Source organism: Chromobacterium sp. ATCC 53434, assembly GCF_002848345.1.
GTDB lineage: Bacteria > Pseudomonadota > Gammaproteobacteria > Burkholderiales > Chromobacteriaceae > Chromobacterium.
The window spans coordinates 1,473,361-1,492,102 of the sequence record NZ_CP025429.1; the positions used below are offsets into that span (position 1 = coordinate 1,473,361).

Sequence of the window (18,742 nt, forward strand, 5' to 3'; positions counted from 1 at the left end):
TATACTTCCGGCATGGAAAAAATCGATGTGCGCAAGCTTGAACTGGCCGCCCGTGAGCAGCTGAGGCGTACCGCTATCCGGATGTACAAGCGAGGCCGGTCTCAAGCCAGTATTGCCGAAGAACTCGGGCTGCGCCGCCCCACCATTTCCGCCTGGGTGGTGCGTGAGGCAGCACTAGGTGCGCAGGGATTCAAAGAACAGAAGCGCGGTCGCGCCGAAGGCACCGGCCGTCGGCTGACCGAGGCGCAGGAAGCCCGGATCAAGCAGGACATCGTGGATCGCACGCCAGACCAGATGAAGCTGAGGTTTGCCCTGTGGAGTGCTCAGGCGGTCAAGGCTGTAATCAAGCAGATGTTTCTGATCGATCTGCCGATCCGTACTGTCCGTCTGTACTTGGCCCGCTGGGGCTTTACGCCGCAGCGCCCGCTCAAACGCGCTTATGAGCAGCGACCGGCAGCAGTCGAGAAATGGCTCAAGGAGGAATACCCGGCTATCGTCGCGCGTGCCAAAGCGGAAATGGCTGAAATCAGCTGGGGCGACGAATCGGCGGTGTCGAGTGTTGAGCACTTTCCGCGTGGCTACGCCCCAAAAGGCCAAACCCCAGTTCTGGTGTTATCCCAATCGAAAAGAGCGCGCATCAACTTGATTTCGGCCATTACCAACCAAGGCAAGATGCGCTTCATGCTGTACCGGGAGACCTTGACGGCCCGGGTGCTGATCAAGTTTCTGATGCGGCTGATCCGTGATGCTGGCGGCAAGAAGGTGTTCTTGATCCTCGACAACTTGCGCGTGCATCACAGCAAGCTGGTGCAAGCATGGTTGGAGGAGGAAGAGAACAAGAAGGCGATTGAGTTGTTCTTCCTGCCCAGCTACTCACCGGAACTGAACCCGGATGAATACTTGAACGGCGACCTGAAGGCCAGAATGAGCGCAGGTGAGCCGGTTCGATCAGACGGTCAACTTCAAGGGAAAGTGCTGTCCCATTTACGCTCATTGCAGAAGCAGCCGGCCAGAATCCGGTCGTACTTCCGGCATGAAAAAATCCGCTACGCGGCATGAGCTTTCTGTACGGTATTTGACTGCCGGATTAATAGCGTTTGAATGGCCTGATGATAACTATCCCAGCTGCCACCATCTTTTTTGATAAGCGCCTTGACTCTCTCCAAGAGCTTTTGATGCGTGGACTTGATGAACTTATCGGCATCATCTTCATTTGTTTTTATAAAGGCTGAGTGATTTTCTACCAGTGCTTTCGTCGTCAGCATCGAATGATAGGCGCTTAGCCTGTAATGACACATGTCTGCATAAATGGCCAGTGCCATCCATCCACAATTGTCGCCAATAATGCAGAAACTAAAATCATACGTTCCAATTTCGGTGAATAGTGATATGTATTCTTGAGTTAGCAATATGTGGTTTTTGATTCCTGGCACATCGGCCAGCTCTTTTTCAATTGTTAACCCTTTGTTAATAAAGGAATTGTATTTGTCTGCCAGATCATTTCTTTTTGAAATTATGAGCTCTAGATCATTTTTTGATATTTTTGCGTCAATGAGTTTAGTGATTCCTTCAAGCTGACTTTTTTGATCGCTAGTATTCATTACCTGAAATATTATCGATAACACGCCACCGGCTACCGGGCCAATAAAGGGGACCTCTGATGCGATTGCTATAGCCAGGGTTTCCCCCATGTTTTTTAGCAAGCCAATGCTGTCAAATTCTCCTTTCGAATTGATGACTTGACTGCCGGCTATGCCGCCAAAGCTCAGCAGGGTGGCGAAGGTATGGCCTATCCCCTTTAATTTCCCTGTGAAATATTTATTTTTAGGCAGCATGCTTATTTTTTGGGCAAATGAGGCTTTTATCTGAGGCAACGATGTCTCTACTGTTGAAGAGGGGACGCCTTGCTTTTTGGCGGTGTCAGCAATATTGTCAATAATTTTATTGAAATCGGTTTGAACCTGTTTTGCCACAATATCAAAATCAGGATCTGCTTTCATGATGGTATGCTTTCTCTAGCGAAGCGGGGCAGGTTACATTGGACAGATGGTTGTTGCTCAGTCTTTGATTGAGTCTTCGGCCATTTCCTTCAGATTTTCTTGTGCGTCGCCAATGCGCTTTTCCAATTCAATGATCTCTTCCGAGATATTGAGTGTTAAGACTTTGTAGTCAGGATAGTCCGAGCTTGAAGAGCTGGATGCGATGGCGGCATCATTCAAGGCTTGAAAGCTGCGGTTGAATTCCTTGATGTGTGTTTGAGAACTGACGATGTAATTGCTGGCACGATCAATCAGCTGGGAAAATATTCTTTTATTTTCAGCTAGGAAAATATTTGAAGACTGCCCAGAATTGTTGAAATTGCTGACTATTTTTATGAGTTCTTCTTTTATTGAAAAACCTTCTGCATTTGTGTTTGATATCTCGGCTATATCATCATGGTATTTTGTAATGATGTTGCCGATTTCTGAGCTTGATCCTGTCCCTGCCAGCATGCCTTCCAAGCTTATTATTTGTTGATTTGCTTTTAAAATAAGCGTATTTGATTTTTTTACCGATAGTTCTATTTTCTTACCAGTGCTATACAAGATGTAATTCACCTTGAAAGCTTTGGCAGCCTCTGAGCCTATATAATTCTTCAGAACATCTACATGATTTTCTAGCGAGGTGGGTTCTTGAAATATTTCTATCTCTGGCAGCAGTTGACTGGTTGGTGTGATCAGTCTTTTTATGAAGTTATATCCAGTTTTTATTTTTAGAGTGTCAATGAAGCTGCTCAGCCCTGCTTCTTTTTTGGCTTCTGCTGTTATCAGTCTTGTGGCATCGCTGTCAGCGGTGTTGATCTCGGTATCCAGATCGATTTCGATAGATTCATCATCTAAAGGGACTCGCTCGGCATCATTGTTGTTGAAGAATGATCCCCTTAGTCTGGGGAATTGCCTGTTTAATTTTTTGCAGCATGAATATCTGCGGATGAGGCACCATCCCATTACGCTTGCCGCTGTTACCAACACGCCTATAAATGCAAAACCTACCTTGGTTTTCCATTGAGCGTCGTCTGGCGTTGCTATTTTTTCTTTTGTGGTGATAATAGGATTATTAGGGTCTGGCTTTTCACTATTTTCGGCGGTTTTTATTTGATCCGGAATGCCTAGCGCGCCTCGATTGAGATATTCTCCAATAAAAATGGTGATGACGCTTTCCGGGCTGGCATCATTTTTCGTCAATGTGTTCAAGTCTTTATAAATGATTTTACGTTTTAGCCATGCCGGCTTCAGTTTTATCTTGCCGGAGCTATTGGTGAATATTCCATCTTTATAAAGCAAGTCTATAGGATCATGTCCAGTCTGAACGAATTGAACTTTGTATCCGCCATTTTCGGTCTCCCCTTGCGGAATTTCTCCAGTTTTCGGCGGAGTAATTTTAATTTTTGCCACGACTTGAAGTGGAGGCTTGATGGCTTGCTTGAGTTCGCTGTCGCCGGCGTCGTATACGTAGTATGTTTGATCGGCGCCTTGCAAGAGCGCATTGGGGAAGCGATTGATATAACTGGCTACCACAGCAAACGAGACAAGGCTTTTCAGCGTTTGTGCGGCTTTGTTACCTGTTTGATCCTTCTCATCAATTCCGAGTGTGTTGTTGATGTAGCTGATGATGAGATTGTTTACCTTGTCCCACTTCAGAATGGGCATGGTTTTTAACAAAACTTGATTGAAGGTGGTGGATATTTTGGTGGTGGGATCCGCCCAGACTTGCTTCAGATATTTGAGCGCCAACATGGTCTGTTCGAGCGCATCTTTGGGTATGGTGGACTTTTCGTATTTTCCGGTTTCTGTGTTGAAGTCCAGTTCCTTTACTGCGACAGGAAACAGATCGGCTTGCTGAGCAAAGATAAGATCCCAGTCTTTCTCCGCTTCATAATCGATATTGAGTGTTTCGTTTGTGTTCGGCTTTAACGCAAAGTTGCTTCGTGTTTCTAGATATTGCAAGTTTTTTGCTTGATACAGCGACTCATCATCCTCTTCTTCATTGCCAGCCGAGGAGGACGGGGATGAGGCATCAAGAATTTTCAGAGTCGCCGCGGATGCATTTTCAACAGGCCATGGGGCTTGGACATTAGGCATAGTGTTCTCCTTGCGATTTGGAGCGGCTAACAAAACCCTGATGTGGCTTCTCGCTGATTTTTTGTGGTGCCGGCCATGCCGGCATGCTGCCTCGAGTGCAACATCGTGCTCGCCGTGTTTAGTGCAAATTGATACTAATTTCTTAATAAAAACTTAACTGGCATCGCAATGGAAATTCGGGAATTTCTTATGCTCATCGACAGGGTCGGCGCAATGACGACCTGTCGCGCGTGCTTTTGCTGGCCATGCTGTGATGGATTAGTTGCGCATGGCTTGGAGGCGCGATGGCGTCTCCCCGCGGGCGGGGGCAGACGTTGTGACTGGCGTTCACCAGCCGCGGCCGGCCAATTGCCGCCGGGTGGCCTGCGGACATCTCCGCCTATGGATTGATCCGGCGAGGTGGATGGCGGCAGGCGGAGCTTGCGTAAGCGGAGAAAGGCGCAGCTGGGCGTGGACCGGCATGCCACAGAGGCTGCTGAGCCTATTGCGAGGGCCGGCGGATGCTGGACTGCATTGTGAATGGTTTATCGCCGTGCCCGGTTGGCGGGGCCTGGGCATTGCCGAATGGGAGGGAGGGCTCAGTGTCGGCGAGGGGCGTAAACAGGCTTAGGCGGGGACGAAAAAAAACGGCGGGGATATCCCGCCGTTTTTTTGTTTGGAACGACTGCGATTATTGCGCGCTGTTGCGCGGGCCGCGGTTGCCCTGGTAGCCGCCGCCTTCGCGGCGTTGGCCTTGATAGCCGCCTTCGCGACGGTTGTTGCCGTAGCCGCCGCGACTATTGCCGTTGCCATTGCCGCTGCCGTGGCGACGGTCGCCGTAGCCACCGCTCTTGCCGCCGGTGCGGCGCGGGCCCTTCGGCGGGCGACGGGTCGGTTCCATGCCTTCGATCACGCCTTCGGTGATCTGGCGCTTCAGGTATTGCTCGATGCGGCGTACCTTGTGGAATTCCTTGGCTTCGGCCAGCGTGATGGCGGTGCCATCGCGGCCGGCGCGGCCGGTACGGCCGATGCGGTGTACGTAATCTTCAGCCTGCTTCGGCAGGTCGAAGTTGACCACGTGGGTGATGGTCGGCACGTCGATGCCGCGGGCGGCGACGTCGGTGGCCACCAGAACCTTGATGCGGCCGCGGCGCAGATCGTTCAGCGTGCGGTTGCGCCAGCTTTGCGGCATGTCGCCGTGCAGGCAGGCGGCGGAGTAGCCCTGGTCGGACAGCTTGTCGGCCAGTTCTTCCGAGTAAGCCTTGGTCGCGGAGAAGATCACGCACTGGTCGAAGCCGGACTCCTTCAGGATGTGGTCCAGCAGGCGATGCTTGTGGTTCAGGTCGTCGGCGTACAGCAGGTGCTCTTCGATGGTGCCGCCGGAGCTTTCGCTGCGGGCGATCTCGATGCGCTGCGGATCGCGGGTCATCTTTTCAGCCATGCGGCCGACGATGCCGTCCAGCGTCGCGGAGAACAGCACGGTCTGACGGGTTTCCGGGGTAGCCTTGACGATGGCTTCGATATCGTCGATGAAGCCCATGTCCAGCATGCGGTCGGCTTCGTCCAGCACCAGCATTTCCAGGCGGGAGAAGTCGATGCGGCCGGAGCGCATGTGGTCCATCAGGCGGCCCGGGGTGGCCACGACCAGATCGATCGGGCGCGACAGCGCGCGGATCTGGTAGCCGAAGGAGGAACCGCCGACCAGGCAGGCGGTCTTCATCCAGCGCAGGTCCTTGCCGTATTCCAGCGCGTTTTTCTCAACTTGCTGCGCCAGCTCGCGGGTCGGGCACAGTACCAGCACGCGAGGACCGTTGCCGCGCAAGGTGGAGCGCTCGGACAGCTTGGTCAGCGCCGGCAGCAGGAAGGCTGCGGTCTTGCCGCTGCCGGTCTGGGCGGAAACCAGCAGGTCGCGGCCGGCGATGGCGGCAGGCACGGCTTCGGCTTGCACCGAGGTCGGGTTTTGGTAGCCGGCGGCTTCCAGCGCGCGCAGGATGGTCGGGGCGATGCCCAGATCGGAGAACGTCATGATGTCCTTTCAGGCCGGCTGTGGCCGGCGTCACTCTTAAAGCCAGGTTTCGTGGCGGTTATACGGCGCCTTTTGGCCGTAACTCATCGGCACTAACCTGGCAAGCGGCGAACAGCGGTCCAGTCGAATGAAAACGACGACATTGCATGGACGAAGCCTGAAAATGGTCAGGGACGATGAAGAACTCACTCGGGCGAGGCGTGGTTTGAATTTGCCCGGTGAAAATACAAGAGGCCGCACTATACGTTAATTTCCGGCCCGTGACAACAGTTTTATACAATCTGGACGCATAAGTATTTGATTGTTTGTAGCTTGGACAGCGGTGGTTTGCAAAATAACACGAGCCCGCCCAGGGCGGGCTGCGCCGGCTATCGCCGGCCGCTACACTGGAGCATGATGAGCCGCGCCGGCGGGGCCGCGCGGTGTGGCAATGGACGAAGCGGGCGTTCGATGACAAGCAAACTGACGCGGCGCTTGTCGCTGCATGCATTGCGGCGCAGGCCCGCCGCGGTGTATGCGGCGATGATGGCCGCGACCGGCCTGCCGGCCGCCGCGATGCTGCTGTTGCAATGCTGGTGGCTGTCGGATGGCGCGTCGTGGTGGCCAAGGAGCTGGCGCGAGGGGCTGCCGAGCGTCGAGGCGCTGTTGCTGGCCCTGCTGCTCGGCGCGATGCTGGCCGGCTGGCTGCTGCGCGGCGCCGGCGTCCGCAATGCCAGCGAATGGGAGATTCTGGAGGGCATACGCCTGCAGGAGTTCTTCGCCCATTATCAGCCCATCGTCACCGCCGGCGGCGGCGAGTGCGTCGGCGTCGAGGTGCTGGCGCGCTGGCGCCATCCGGTCCAGGGCAATGTCCGGGCCGATCTGTTCATTCCAATCGCGGTGGACGCCGGCCTGATCATGCCGTTGACGCGCTATCTGCTTCGACGTGTGGCAGACGAACTCAGGCAATTGGTGCTGCCGCCCGGTTTCATGGTCGGCATCAATATCGCCGGCGAGCATCTGGAGCGGCCCGAGCTGGAGGGCGATTGCTGCGAACTGCTGGAGGTGCTGGGCGAGAAGCGGGCGGTGCTGGTGCTGGAATTGTCCGAACGAACCCCGTTGCAGGAGACGCCCGGCGCGCTGGATAGGGCGCGCCGCCTGCGCGCGCGGGGCGTCAGGCTGGCGTTGGACGATTTCGGCGCCGGACACGCCGACAAGGCCTATCTGCAGCGCTGGGGCTTCGACTATCTGAAGGTGGAAAAGGGCTTCGTGTCGGCGCTGGGGCGGGAGACGCTGCGCGGCAACGTGCTGGACGGCCTGCTGCTGTCGTCCGGCCAGATCGGCGTCCGGGTGATCGTCAAGGGGGTGGAGACCCAGGGGCAGCAGAACTATCTGAACGCCAGGGGCTTCGAGCTGCTGCAGGGCTTTTATTTCGGCAAGCCGATGACGCTCAATCATTTCCGCCAGTGGCTGTACTCCGGGATCATCGAGGAGCGGCGCAACGCCGCCCAGCGACCACGCGCGCGCGGCAGCCGAACCGGCGATTGAGCCGCCCGGGGCCGAGGCTGTTACAATGCGGCCCTTTTTCGTTTTCCAAAGGATCACAGGAATGCAGTACGCCGTGCAGCGCTACGCCGCCACCCGACCGTGGGCCAAGCGGATCGGTCAACTTTACGTCCAGGCGGTTCAGCCGGCCGAGGCCAGGGCGCAGATGAAGGACGCGATCAAGCGCGAGCTGGAGCGGGCGGCGCAGGTGTTCGAGATTCCGCAATCGACCATCGTCTGCGAATTGGCGCTGGCCGAGGCCTGGGGGCATTTCGTGTGCCGGGGGCGGGTGGTGTCGCACTTGGACGACGCGCTGGCGCAGGCCTTGGCGCATACCCGGCAGCCGGCCAATCTGCCGGATGCGCTGAGCTTGCCGGCCGACGCCTTTTTCCTGCATGTGCCCGGCGAGGGCGGCGCCTTCGTCGTCCATCAGCCGGAGCGGCGCGCGCTGTTGCTGACGCTGGTGCGCATGGGCTTCGCGCCCGACGGCGTCAACTGGCTGCAGGCGGCCGACCAGGTGGAGTTGGCGCGGGTCGAGTATCCGGGCGAATTGGCGCCGCAGCTGGCGGCGGTCGGAGGCGATTGGCACGGCTTGCTGGCTGCGGTGCTCAACGGCCTGGCGATGATGACCCAGCCCAAGTTGTTGCTGAGCAGGGGGTGGGAGGCGTCGGCGCCGGCCGAGTGGGTGGCCGCCGCCGCGCATCCGAGCTGCGCCAAGACGCGGCAGAAGGCGCGCAGTCAGCTGCTGAAGGGCGGTTTCGGCGAGATCACCTTCTGCCGGGTGGACGAGTTGGCCGCCGGCGCGGCCTACGAGAGCCAGGGCTATTGGCGCCGTCAGGCGGGCGGCGGCGGGCACTCGCGCCTGGTGTGGGTGGCGCCGCGCTGAGTCGCGAACCAGCGGCGCGCTAGTATTCGTTGAGCAGCTGCCGGATCAGCTGGCGTATCTGGTCGACGTCGAAAGGCTTGCGGCAGCAGGCGGCGACGCCGGCGTCCTCCAGCTCGTCCTGGTTGGCGTGCTCGCTGTCGCTGGTGATCATCAGCACCGGCGTGTCCGGCTGCAGTCCGCTGGCGCGGATGTGGCGCGCCAGGTCCAGCCCGTCCATGCCCGGCATGTGGTAGTCGGTGATGATCAGCTTGAACGGCTCCTGCTCCAGATAAGGCAGCGCCGCCTCGCCGCTGGCCGCCTCGCAGAAATGCTCGAAGCCCAGCCGTTCCAGCACCTGGCGGATGTGGTGGCGCGAGGTGCTGCTGTCGTCGACGATGAGCACGCTCATCAGCGACATGTCGGCGTCCACTTCCGCGCCCAGGCTGGCGCCGTTGATCAGGCTCATCGCCGATTGCAGCGCCTGTTCCAGCTGGGGCGTGTCGAATGGCTTGGGCAGGATGGCCAGGCTGCCCGCCTGGCGGATGGCTTCCAGCCGTTCTGGATTGGTTTCGCTGGAAATCAGGATGAAGGGCAGGTCGTACAGATCCTCGCTGTCGCGCAGCGCCCGCACCAGTTCGCTGCCGGTCATGTCGGGCAGGTGGTAGGCGCTGATGATCAAGTTCGGGCGGCGTTCCCGCGCCTGCTCTATCAGCTCTCCGCCGCCGGGATGGACTTCTATCTGGGCCGCGCCCAGGTCCTGCAGCGCCTTGGTGATGATCTGCGCCTGCACCGGCGACGGCTCGGCCAGTGCAATCAGTAATTGGTCCAGGGCCAGCATTGCTCCACTCCCGTCTTCTTGACCTCATTGCATTATTGACGTTTTTTTCACGAAATGGCCGCCGCGGCAAGGAAAAAGCGCGAGAACGGCATCGGACGCGATGTTTGGCCGCGAGCGGCAAGTTTTGCCGCCCGCGCGCGGCGGCGTTCGCGGCCATTGGCGAAGTTTTTTCCGCTGTGCTTGAAAAACAACGATTTGCGAGGGTTTTTCGAGCTGGCACGCTTTGTGCTTATGTTGTCCGCCAAGGAGATGCCCATGTTAGACAAGATTGCCCACTACTTCGATTTCCAGCAGCGCGCGCTGAATCTTCAGGCCTATCGGGCCGAAGTGATCGGCAGCAATATCGCCAACGCTGAAACGCCTTATTACAAGGCGGTGGATTTCGATTTCAAGGCAGCCTTGCAGGCGCAGCAGGACAAGCAGGGCCGTCTGGCGATGACGGTGACCGATCCGCGCCACATGGACAAGGACGCCGGCGGCGCTTTGGGCGCGACGCCGTTGCAGTATCGTGGCGCGGTGCAGCCCAGCCTGGACGGCAACACGGTGGACATGGATGTGGAGCGCGGCGCTTTCGCCGACAACGCCCTGCAATACCAGACCACGCTGACCTTCTTGGGCAAGCGCATCAGCAGTCTGAATTCGGCGATTCAAGGTTCCGGGAGCTAATAAGTGTCTCTGTCGAATCTGTTCAATATTTCCGGCTCGGCGCTGTCGGCCCAGTCGATGCGGCTCAACGTGGTGGCCAGCAATATCGCCAACGCCGAGAGCGCCACCAGCTCCACCGGCCAGCCGTACAAGGGCCGCCACGTGGTGTTCACCGCGACGCCGGTGGACAACTCGCAGCCGCAGGTGGCCGGCGTGCGCGTCACCGCGGTGGTGGAAGACCAGACGCCGCCGCGGCTGAAGTACGAACCGGGCAATCCGCTGGCCGACGAGCGTGGCTATGTGACTATGCCCAATGTCAACGTGGTGGAAGAGATGGCCGACATGATCGCCGCCTCCCGCGCCTACCAGAACAACGTTGAAATGATGAACACCGCCAAGAGCCTGCTGCAAAAAACGCTGCAGCTCGGCCAGTAAACCAAACTAGTGGAGGACGACGGTCATGGCATCTGCTACCGCTTTCAATTACGGCAATCTGAACAATCAGCCCGTGCCCGGCGCGTCCAGCGTCCAGGCCCCCAACGGCTCGTCCTCCAGCTCCACGTCGGCCACCAGCGCCCAGACGCTGCAGAACAACTTTCTGACGCTGTTGACCGCGCAGCTGAACGCGCAGGATCCGCTGAATCCGATGGACAACAGCCAGATGACCAGCCAGATGGCGCAGATCAGCCAGGTGTCCGGCCTGCAGACGCTGAACCAGACCATGCAGCAACTGGTCAGCGCGCAGAACTCCACCCAGTCGCTGATGGCGTCGTCGATGATAGGCAAGAACGTGATGGTGGCCGGCAATTCGCTGCCGTCCCCGGCCGCGAACCAGACCACCCAGGCCGGCGTCGTGCTGAGCGGTCCGGCCGCCTCGATGCAGATCAATGTGCTGGACAAGAACAATAATGTGGTGGACTCCATCAGTCTGCCGAACCCCGGCGCCGGCCTGAACACCTTCAACTGGGATGGAACCGACGGCAATGGCAAGACGCTGCCGTCCGGCAACTACACTTTCCAGGTCAAGGTGACCCAGGCCAGCGCCGGCGGCAACACCACCGCCACCGCCTACAACACGCAGCAGGTGAAGGCGGTGAGCTGGGCCAGCGGCGTGCCGATGCTGGTCTTGCCGAACGGTTCGGTGCCGTTGTCCAGCGTAGCGCAGATGTCCTGATTCGCCCTGTCGTGAATCTAGCTTGAGTCAAGGAGTAGCAACATGGGTTTTCAACAGGGTTTGAGCGGTCTGAACGCCGCGTCCACGCAGCTGGACACCATAGGCAACAACATCGCCAACGCCAACACGGTCGGCTTCAAGAGCTCGCGCACCGAGTTCGCCGACATCTACGGCAACAGCCTGTACGGCATCACCGCCACGACGCCGGGCATCGGCGTGCAGGTGCAGGGCGTGACGCAGAACATGGGCGGCGGCAATCTGGAGACCACTGGACGCAGCCTTGACTTGGCGATCAACAACAGCGGCTTCTTCATGATGGGCCTGCCCAACGGCACCCAGGCCTACAGCCGCAACGGCCAGTTCCAGGTCAACAATCAGGGCTATATCGTCAGCACCTCCGGCAACTACCTGCAAGGCTGGACCGCCAACTCGTCCGGCAATATCTCGCAGGGGCCGGTCGGCAATCTGCAGCTGACCAACACCTCGGTGCCGCCGGTGGCCACCAGCAAGATGGGTCTGGCGGTGCAGCTGAACTCGACCTCGAAGCCGCCGGTCGACACGCCGATCAACAATCCGGCCGACGTCAACTCCTACACCTGGAGCAATAACCAGACGGTGTACGACAGCCTCGGCAATTCGCACCAGCTGACCTTCTACTATTCGGCCGGCGCCACCAGCTCCACCGGCAACACCTGGACGGTCAGCGCCTATGTCGACGGCAACGCGGTGTCGTCGCCGAATCCGAACAGTTTCACGATGAGCTTCAATACCAGCGGTGTGATGACCAGCCCGACTGCGCCGGTGCCGATCACCTTCACGCCGTCCCCGCTGACCGGCGGCGCGGTGCCGCAGACGATCAACGTCAATTTCGCCAACTCGACGCAGATCGCCCAGACCTCGGCCACGCTGACCACCACGCAGGACGGTTCGGCGCCCGGCACGCTGCAGGGCATCAATATTTCGAGCAACGGCCTGATCCAGGCCAGCTTCTCCAACAGCCAGACCAAGACCATAGGCCAGGTGGCGTTGGCCAACTTCGTCAATCCGCAGGGCCTGCAGGACATCGGCGGCAATCTGTGGATGCAGACCGGCAATTCCGGTGGCCCCACGATCAACCCGCCGGGCGCCGGCAATACCGGCACGCTGTCGTCGGGCCAGGTGGAGGACTCCAACGTCAACCTGACCAACGAACTGGTGAACATGATCACCGCGCAGCGCTACTATCAGGCGAACGCGCAGACCGTGAAGACCCAGGACACGTTGATCCAGACCCTGCTCAACATCTGATCTGCGACATAGAGACTGAAGCATGGATCGAGTGCTGTTTCTGGCGATGACCGGCGCCAAGCATGAAATGTGGCAGCAAGCCACCACCGCCAACAATCTGGCCAACGTCAACACCAACGGCTTCAAGGCCGACCTGGCCGCGTTCCGCGCCTTGCCGGTGGTGGGCGACGGCGCGCCGACGCGCACCTATGTGGTGGACAACACCATAGGCTTCGACGCCAGCCAGGGCAGCCTGCAGCACACCGGCAACCCGGCCGACTTCGCGCTGGGCTCGCCGGGCTTCTTCGCGGTGCAGGGCGCCGACGGCCAGGAAGGTTACACCCGCGACGGCGGCTATGTGCTGGACGCCAACGGCATGATGCGCACCCGCACCGGCCTGGTGATTCTCGGCGATGGCGGTCCGATCACGGTACCGGCCGGCTCCGCGGTGCAGTTGGGCAACGACGGCTCGGTGATGGCGGTGCCGCAGAACGGCAACGATCGCGCGCCGCAGCTGGTGGGGCAGATCAAGATGGTCAACCCCGGCCCCAAGGATGTGTACAAGGGCGAGGACCGGTTGTTCCACGTCAACGGCGGCGGCACGCTGCCGGCCAGCGCCGACGTCAAGCTGGTGCCGGAGACGCTGGAGTCGTCCAACGTCAACTCGGTGGACGCGCTGGTGCAGATGATTTCGCACGGCCGCCAGTACGAAATGAATATCAAGATGATGCAGACCTCGCAGCAGAACGACCAGCAGGCTGCGCAGTTGCTGTCGATGAACTGACGGCATCGCTGAAAGAACAGACAAGGTAGAACCGCCATGATGCGCGCACTGTATATCGCCAAGACCGGCATGGATGCCAGCCAGTTCCAACTGGATGTGGTGTCCAATAACTTGGCCAACGTCAACACCGTAGGCTTCAAGCGGGGCCGGGGCATCTTCGAGGACCTGTATTACCAGACGCTGCGTCAGCCGGGCGGCCAGCTGGCCAACGGCAACGCCAACCCGACCGGCCTGCAGCTGGGCACCGGCGCCGCCGCGGTGGCGACGACGCGGATCTTCGCCCAGGGCGTGCCGCAGCAGACCGGGCAGCCGCTGGACCTGGAAGTCAACGGCGAAGGCTTCTTCCGCGTGCTGCAGCCGGACGGCACCACCGCCTATACCCGCAACGGCGAATTCCAGCGCAACGCCAACGGCGACGTCGTCAACGCCGACGGCCTGCCGCTGAACCCGAACATCAACATCCCGGCCACCGCGCAACAGATCACCGTTTCCGCCGCCGGGGTGGTGCAGTACACGCTGGCCGGCGCCACGGCGCCGCAGACCGCCGGCACGATTCTGCTGACCACCTTCATCAATCCGCAGGGCCTGCAGAGTCTGGGCAGCAATCTGTACCTGCAGACCGCCGCCTCCGGCGACCCGCAGGACGGCAACGCGCAGACCGACAGCCGCGGCTCCATCCAGTCCGGCTTTCTGGAAACGTCCAACGTCAACGTCACCGAGGAGCTGGTCAATATGATCACCGCCCAGCGTTCGTTCGAGATGAACTCGCGCGCGGTGACCACCGCGGACCAGATGCTGCAAAAACTGAGCAATATGTAAGATGGCAAGATGGCGCGGTCGACGACCGCGCGGCTGTTTTGACGGGAGCATGGCAATGAAGATCCGATTGGCGATGATGGCGATGGCGGCGGCGCTGCTGGCCGGCTGCGCGGTGCAGGAGCCGCAGCTGGTGCAGGGGCCGACCACGGCGCGACCGCAGCCCAAGCCGGTGGGCCTGGCCGCCAACGGCTCGATCTTCCAGGCGGCCAGCTACCGGCCGATGTTCCAGGATGCGATGCCGGTGCAGGTCGGCGACACGCTGCAGATCACCATCCAGGAGAACTCTTCGACCTCGCAGTCGGAGCAGACCACCGACACCCGCACCTCGGCGCTGACGTCCAACATCACCGCCGGCGTCAAGATACCGTTCCTGCCCAGCGGGCTGGCCGGCGGCCTCGGCGGCACCAACTTCAACAGCTCGGGCTCGGCCAACAACACCGGCAAGGGCAACAACCAGGTGGCGACCAGCTTCATCAGCTCGATCACCGTCACCGTGATCGACGTGCTGGCCAATGGCAATCTGGTGGTCAGCGGCGAGAAGATGGTGCGCATCAACAGCGATACCGAATCGATACGGCTGTCCGGCGTGGTCAATCCGCGCGACGTGGCGCCCGATCGCAGCGTGTCCTCGCTGAAGCTGGCGGACGCGCGGGTCGAGCAGCAGACCAAGGGCAACAACCGGCTCTACAACGAGCCGGGCTGGCTGTCGAAATTCTTTATGTCGCTGCTGCCGATCTGATGGCGGCGGCGGGAGCCGTTTGATGAAAAAATGGATTGTGCTGGCCAGCCTGATGCTGGCCGCGGCATGGCCGGCATGGTCGGCGCAGCGCTTGAAGGACATCGCCAATATCGGCGGCGTCCGTCCCAACCAGTTGATAGGCTACGGCCTGGTGGTCGGCCTGGACGGCAGTGGCGACAAGGTCACCTCGTCGCCGTTCACCGGCCAGGCGATGATCAATATGTTGAATCAGCTTGGCGTGCAGGTGCCGCCGGGCACCAAGATCGACCCGAAGAACGTGGCGGCTGTGACGCTGACCGCGACGCTGCCGCCGTTCGCGAAGCGCGGCCAGATGCTGGATGTGACCACCTCGTCGTTCGGCGACGCCAAGAGCCTGCGCGGCGGCACGCTGCTGCTGTCGCCGCTGAAGGGCGCCGACGGCCAGATCTACGCGATGGCGCAGGGCAATGTGGTGGTCGGCGGCGCCGGCGCCTCGGCTGGCGGCAGCTCGACCCAGATCAACCAGCTGAGCGTCGGCCGCATTCCGGCCGGCGCCACCGTCGAGCGCGAGGTGCAGACCGCGCTCGGCGACGGCGAGTTCATCCATCTGGAGTTGCAGGAAGCCGACTTCACCACCGCCAATCGCGCGGTGCAGGCGATCAACCGGGTATTCGGCGCCGACACCGCGCGCGCGGTCGACGGCCGCCTGATCGAGGTGAGGGCGCCGTTCGACAGCAATCAACGGGTGCAATTCCTGTCGCGGATGGAAAATATTGCCGTCGATCCGGCAGATCTTTCCCCGCTGGTCATCATCAACGCCCGTACCGGCTCCATCGTGATGAATCAAGCGGTTACGCTGGGCGCCTGCGCGGTGTCGCACGGCAATCTGTCGGTGACGATCAACAACACGCCGCAGGTCAGTCAGCCCAATGCGCTGTCCGGCGGCAAGACCACGGTCACCAATCAGGCGGACATCACCATCAACAGCACCAGCGGCAAGGTGGTGGGGCTGAAGGGCGGCGCCAATCTGGCCCAGGTGGTCAACGCGCTGAACGCGTTGGGCGCGACGCCGCAGGATCTGATCTCGATTCTGCAGGCGATGAAGTCGGCCGGTTCGCTGAAGGCGGACCTGCAAATTATCTGATTCTTGGCATGCTTATTGCTTTAAGAGCGCCGAGGAGCAAGATATGATCGCAAAGTTTCAGGGTGTCGCGCCGCAGGATGCAATGAGCCATCAGCTGGCGATCGACCCCGTCAGCATGCAGAAATTGAAGGCCAAGGCCAACAAGGATCCGCAGTCCGCCGCGCGCGAGGCGGCCTCGCAGTTCGAGGCCTTGCTGATGAACACCATGCTGAAGGGCATGCGGGCGACCCATTTCGACGATTCGGAACAGTCCAACAGCATGGACACTTTCCAGGGCATGGCCGACCAGCAGCTGGTTCAGGGCCTGTGCGCCCGAGGCGGCGTCGGGTTGGGCGACATGATTTATCGCCAGATCGCGCGCCAGTCCGGTTTCACGCCGGACGACAGCCAGCTGCGCGCGCCGCTGCAAAGCCATGGTCCGGCGTTGTCGGCGCAGCCGATGGGCGGCCACCGCGTGCTGCAGGCCTACCAGGAAGCGCAGGCGGCGGCTTCCGGCGCGGCCGCGCAGGCGTCGGGCGCCGTCGCGTCGACCGGCGGCGGCAAATCGTTTGTCAACGGGCTGATGCCGCACGCGCGCGGCGCGGCCCAGGCGCTGGGCGTGGCGCCGGAATGCGTGGTGGCGCACGCGGCGCTGGAGAGCGGCTGGGGCAAGCGCACGATACGCAACGCCGACGGTTCGGACAGCCACAATCTGTTCGGCATCAAGGCCGGCGCCGACTGGCAGGGCAAGACCGCCACCGTGATGACGACAGAATACAGCGGCGGCGTGGCGCAGAAGCGGATGGAAACCTTCCGTTCCTACGACTCCTACGCCGACGCCTTTTCCGATTACGCCAAGGTGCTCAAGGGTTCGTCGCGCTATCGCAATGTGCTGAACCAGGGGCAGAACATGTACGGCTTCGCCCAGGGGTTGCAGAGCGGCGGCTATGCCACCGATCCGCGCTACGCGCGCAAGCTGGTGGACGTCGCGGCCAGCCTGGCGCAGCAAGTGGCCAGGTCCTGATCAAGTTTGGGCGCCAGCGGCCGATAACGGAGTGAGAGAGGGCAAATCATGTCAATCGTCGGAGCGGACATATTCGGTATCGGCCTGAGCGGTCTGAACGTCGCCCAGAATGCGTTGTCGGTGACCAGCAACAACATCGCCAACTCCAACACGCCGGGCTACAGCGCCCAGTACGTCACCCAGGCCGACCGCCAGCCGCAGAACGCCGGCTTCGGCTTCCTCGGCCAGGGGGTCGACGCGACCAATGTGCTGCGCAACTACAACCAGTTCCTGGTGGGGCAGCTGCAGAACGCGCAGACCAATAGCAGCTATTACACCACCCAGTTCCAGCAGCTGAATCAGATCAACAATATGATCGCCGACTCCACCCAGAGTCCGAGTCCGGCCATCCAGGATTTCTTCAGCGCGATGCAGACGCTGACGCAGCAGCCTGGCTCGCTGCCCAGCCGGCAGAACGTGTTGAGCATGGGGCAGGCGCTGGCCAGCAAGATCACGTCGATGAACTCGCAGCTGGTGCAGATGCAGCAGGGCGCCAACGGCCAGATCGCCACTTCGGTGAAGAGCATCAACGCGCTGGCCAGCCAGATCGCCTCGCTGAACCAGCAGATCGGCGCGCTGACCGGCGGCAATCCGAACACGCAGCAGCCGAACGGCCTGCTCGACCAGCGCGACCAGGCGGTGCTGCAGCTGAACCAGTTGGTCGGCACCTCGGTCAGCAAGCAGAGCGACGGCTCGTACACGGTCTATATCGGCAGCGGCCAGACCCTGGTGACCGGCAACACCGTCAACCAGCTGGCCACGCAGAGCGACCCGAGCAATCCGGCGAATCTGCAGGTGGGCTTCACCAATCCGAACAATACGCTGACCGTCCTGCCGGACTCGCTGCTCGGCAGCGGCCAATTGGGCGCGCTGCTGAATTTCCGCGACAACGCGCTGGTGCAGACGCAGAACCAGTTGGGCACGCTGGCGATCAATTTCTCGGCGGCGATGAATTACCAGAACCAGCTGGGCATGGATTACAACGGCCAGCCCGGCGCGCCGATCTTCCAGGATCTGTCGTCGTACGCCAGCAATCCGCAGTACGCCGCCGGCCAGTTCGCGATGGTGATGTCGGATCCGACCAAGCTCGCCACGGCGTCCAATCTGGTGCCGACCGGCGGCACCGGCGGCACCGGCGTGACGATGAGCGGCGTCTGGTCGTCGTTGCCCGGCACGTTCCAGACCGATATCAACAAGACCCCGCCGGTGCTGGATTCCGTCGCCCAGCATCCATCCACCGGCTTGACCGGCATGACCATCACCGCGTCGGCGACGACGCCGGTGACGATGACCGCGACCATCGCCGGCACCAACGGCGGCGGGCCGTACAATGTGGTGGTGGACCCGTCGCTGCCGAACAGCTACAAGCTGCAGACCACGGCGACGCCGCCGGTGGATGTCGGCATCGGCTTTCAGCTGTCCGGCGCGCCGGGCGCCAGTCAGACCTTCACCGTCGGCCCGGCGACGGTCGGCACGAAATCGCTGGGCGACGGCAACAATCTGCGCCAGCTGACTGCCCAGCAGAACATCGCCCTGGTCAATAATCAGTCGTATCAGACCTATTATTCGACTACGGTGGCGTCGGTGGGCAACCAGACCAATACTTCCAGCCTGCAGAACACGGCGGCGGCGAGCACCTTGCAGCAGGCGAGCACGGCCAACTCCAACGCGTCCGCCGTGAACCTGGACCTGGAGGCGGCGAACCTGATCAAGTATCAGCAGTCCTATCAGGCCTGCAGCAAGGTGATACAGATCGCGCAGTCCACCTTTTCCAACATTCTCAACATCATGTCCTGA

At 60.4% G+C, this 18,742-nt stretch carries 18 protein-coding genes; 13 read left to right on the plus strand and 5 right to left on the minus strand.

Features of this window, described 5'->3' with window-relative positions:
• The first annotated feature begins 12 nt into the window (after positions 1-12).
• Positions 13-1,059, plus strand: a complete 1,047-nt coding sequence (locus tag CXB49_RS07060) for an IS630 family transposase (protein ID WP_101706528.1) — start codon at positions 13-15, stop codon at positions 1,057-1,059.
• Here the strand turns inward: CXB49_RS07060 and CXB49_RS23275 are convergent.
• From CXB49_RS23275 to CXB49_RS07075, 3 genes are all read right to left on the minus strand, one after another.
• Positions 1,047-2,000, minus strand: a complete 954-nt coding sequence (locus CXB49_RS23275) for a hypothetical protein (protein WP_158300651.1) — start codon at positions 1,998-2,000, stop codon at positions 1,047-1,049. The two genes, CXB49_RS07060 and CXB49_RS23275, sit on opposite strands and share 13 nt — an antisense overlap.
• Before the next feature lie 57 nt (positions 2,001-2,057).
• Positions 2,058-4,121: a hypothetical protein gene (locus CXB49_RS23280; RefSeq protein ID WP_158300652.1), complete on the minus strand. Its 2,064-nt coding sequence runs from the start codon at positions 4,119-4,121 to the stop codon at positions 2,058-2,060.
• A 670-nt stretch (positions 4,122-4,791) separates the two neighbouring features.
• Positions 4,792-6,126 carry a DEAD/DEAH box helicase gene (locus CXB49_RS07075; RefSeq protein ID WP_101707738.1) on the minus strand — a complete coding sequence of 445 codons (1,335 nt, stop codon included), beginning with the start codon at positions 6,124-6,126 and terminating at the stop codon, positions 4,792-4,794.
• Positions 6,127-6,576: 450 nt separating this feature from the next.
• Here CXB49_RS07075 and CXB49_RS07080 point away from each other — a divergent pair, with 450 nt between their 5' ends.
• Both CXB49_RS07080 and CXB49_RS07085 read left to right on the plus strand, forming a co-directional pair.
• Positions 6,577-7,653 (plus strand): EAL domain-containing protein, encoded by a 1,077-nt coding sequence (locus CXB49_RS07080; protein ID WP_233492970.1) that lies wholly within the window; start codon positions 6,577-6,579, stop codon positions 7,651-7,653.
• Between the two features lie 61 nt (positions 7,654-7,714).
• The gene (locus tag CXB49_RS07085; RefSeq protein WP_101707739.1) at positions 7,715-8,536 is read left to right on the plus strand and encodes a hypothetical protein; all 822 of its coding nucleotides are present in this window, start codon (positions 7,715-7,717) and stop codon (positions 8,534-8,536) included.
• A 19-nt stretch (positions 8,537-8,555) separates the two neighbouring features.
• Here the strand turns inward: CXB49_RS07085 and CXB49_RS07090 are convergent, their stop codons facing one another.
• Both CXB49_RS07090 and CXB49_RS23285 read right to left on the minus strand, forming a co-directional pair.
• Positions 8,556-9,353: a response regulator gene (locus CXB49_RS07090; protein ID WP_233492971.1), complete on the minus strand. Its 798-nt coding sequence runs from the start codon at positions 9,351-9,353 to the stop codon at positions 8,556-8,558.
• Between the two features lie 47 nt (positions 9,354-9,400).
• A complete protein-coding gene (locus CXB49_RS23285) occupies positions 9,401-9,610 on the minus strand; it encodes a hypothetical protein (RefSeq protein ID WP_158300653.1) in 210 nt (69 codons plus the stop codon).
• Between CXB49_RS23285 and flgB the strand changes: the two genes are divergently transcribed.
• From flgB to flgK, 10 genes are read left to right on the plus strand one after another with little or no spacing between them, the layout of a single operon-like run.
• Positions 9,609-10,019, plus strand: a complete 411-nt coding sequence (gene flgB, locus CXB49_RS07095) for a flagellar basal body rod protein FlgB (RefSeq protein ID WP_101710642.1) — start codon at positions 9,609-9,611, stop codon at positions 10,017-10,019. The genes CXB49_RS23285 and flgB overlap by 2 nt on opposite strands.
• 3 nt (positions 10,020-10,022) lie before the next feature.
• Positions 10,023-10,433: a flagellar basal body rod protein FlgC gene (flgC, locus tag CXB49_RS07100; protein ID WP_101707740.1), complete on the plus strand. Its 411-nt coding sequence runs from the start codon at positions 10,023-10,025 to the stop codon at positions 10,431-10,433.
• A gap of 25 nt (positions 10,434-10,458) precedes the next feature.
• The gene (locus tag CXB49_RS07105) at positions 10,459-11,172 is read left to right on the plus strand and encodes a flagellar hook assembly protein FlgD (protein ID WP_101707741.1); all 714 of its coding nucleotides are present in this window, start codon (positions 10,459-10,461) and stop codon (positions 11,170-11,172) included.
• A 42-nt stretch (positions 11,173-11,214) separates the two neighbouring features.
• Positions 11,215-12,459 carry a flagellar hook protein FlgE gene (gene flgE, locus CXB49_RS07110; RefSeq protein ID WP_101707742.1) on the plus strand — a complete coding sequence of 415 codons (1,245 nt, stop codon included), beginning with the start codon at positions 11,215-11,217 and terminating at the stop codon, positions 12,457-12,459.
• Between the two features lie 22 nt (positions 12,460-12,481).
• A complete protein-coding gene (locus CXB49_RS07115; protein WP_101707743.1) occupies positions 12,482-13,222 on the plus strand; it encodes a flagellar basal body rod protein FlgF in 741 nt (246 codons plus the stop codon).
• 36 nt (positions 13,223-13,258) lie between these two features.
• Positions 13,259-14,041: a flagellar basal-body rod protein FlgG gene (flgG, locus tag CXB49_RS07120; protein WP_101707744.1), complete on the plus strand. Its 783-nt coding sequence runs from the start codon at positions 13,259-13,261 to the stop codon at positions 14,039-14,041.
• Positions 14,042-14,096: 55 nt separating this feature from the next.
• Positions 14,097-14,780 carry a flagellar basal body L-ring protein FlgH gene (locus CXB49_RS07125; protein WP_101707745.1) on the plus strand — a complete coding sequence of 228 codons (684 nt, stop codon included), beginning with the start codon at positions 14,097-14,099 and terminating at the stop codon, positions 14,778-14,780.
• A 22-nt stretch (positions 14,781-14,802) separates the two neighbouring features.
• On the plus strand, positions 14,803-15,903 hold the full coding sequence (locus tag CXB49_RS07130) for a flagellar basal body P-ring protein FlgI (protein ID WP_101707746.1): 1,101 nt from the start codon (positions 14,803-14,805) through the stop codon (positions 15,901-15,903).
• A gap of 43 nt (positions 15,904-15,946) precedes the next feature.
• Positions 15,947-16,906: a flagellar assembly peptidoglycan hydrolase FlgJ gene (gene flgJ / locus CXB49_RS07135; protein WP_101707747.1), complete on the plus strand. Its 960-nt coding sequence runs from the start codon at positions 15,947-15,949 to the stop codon at positions 16,904-16,906.
• Positions 16,907-16,954: 48 nt separating this feature from the next.
• Complete coding sequence (gene flgK / locus CXB49_RS07140; protein WP_101707748.1) at positions 16,955-18,742, plus strand: flagellar hook-associated protein FlgK; 1,788 nt, start codon at positions 16,955-16,957, stop codon at positions 18,740-18,742.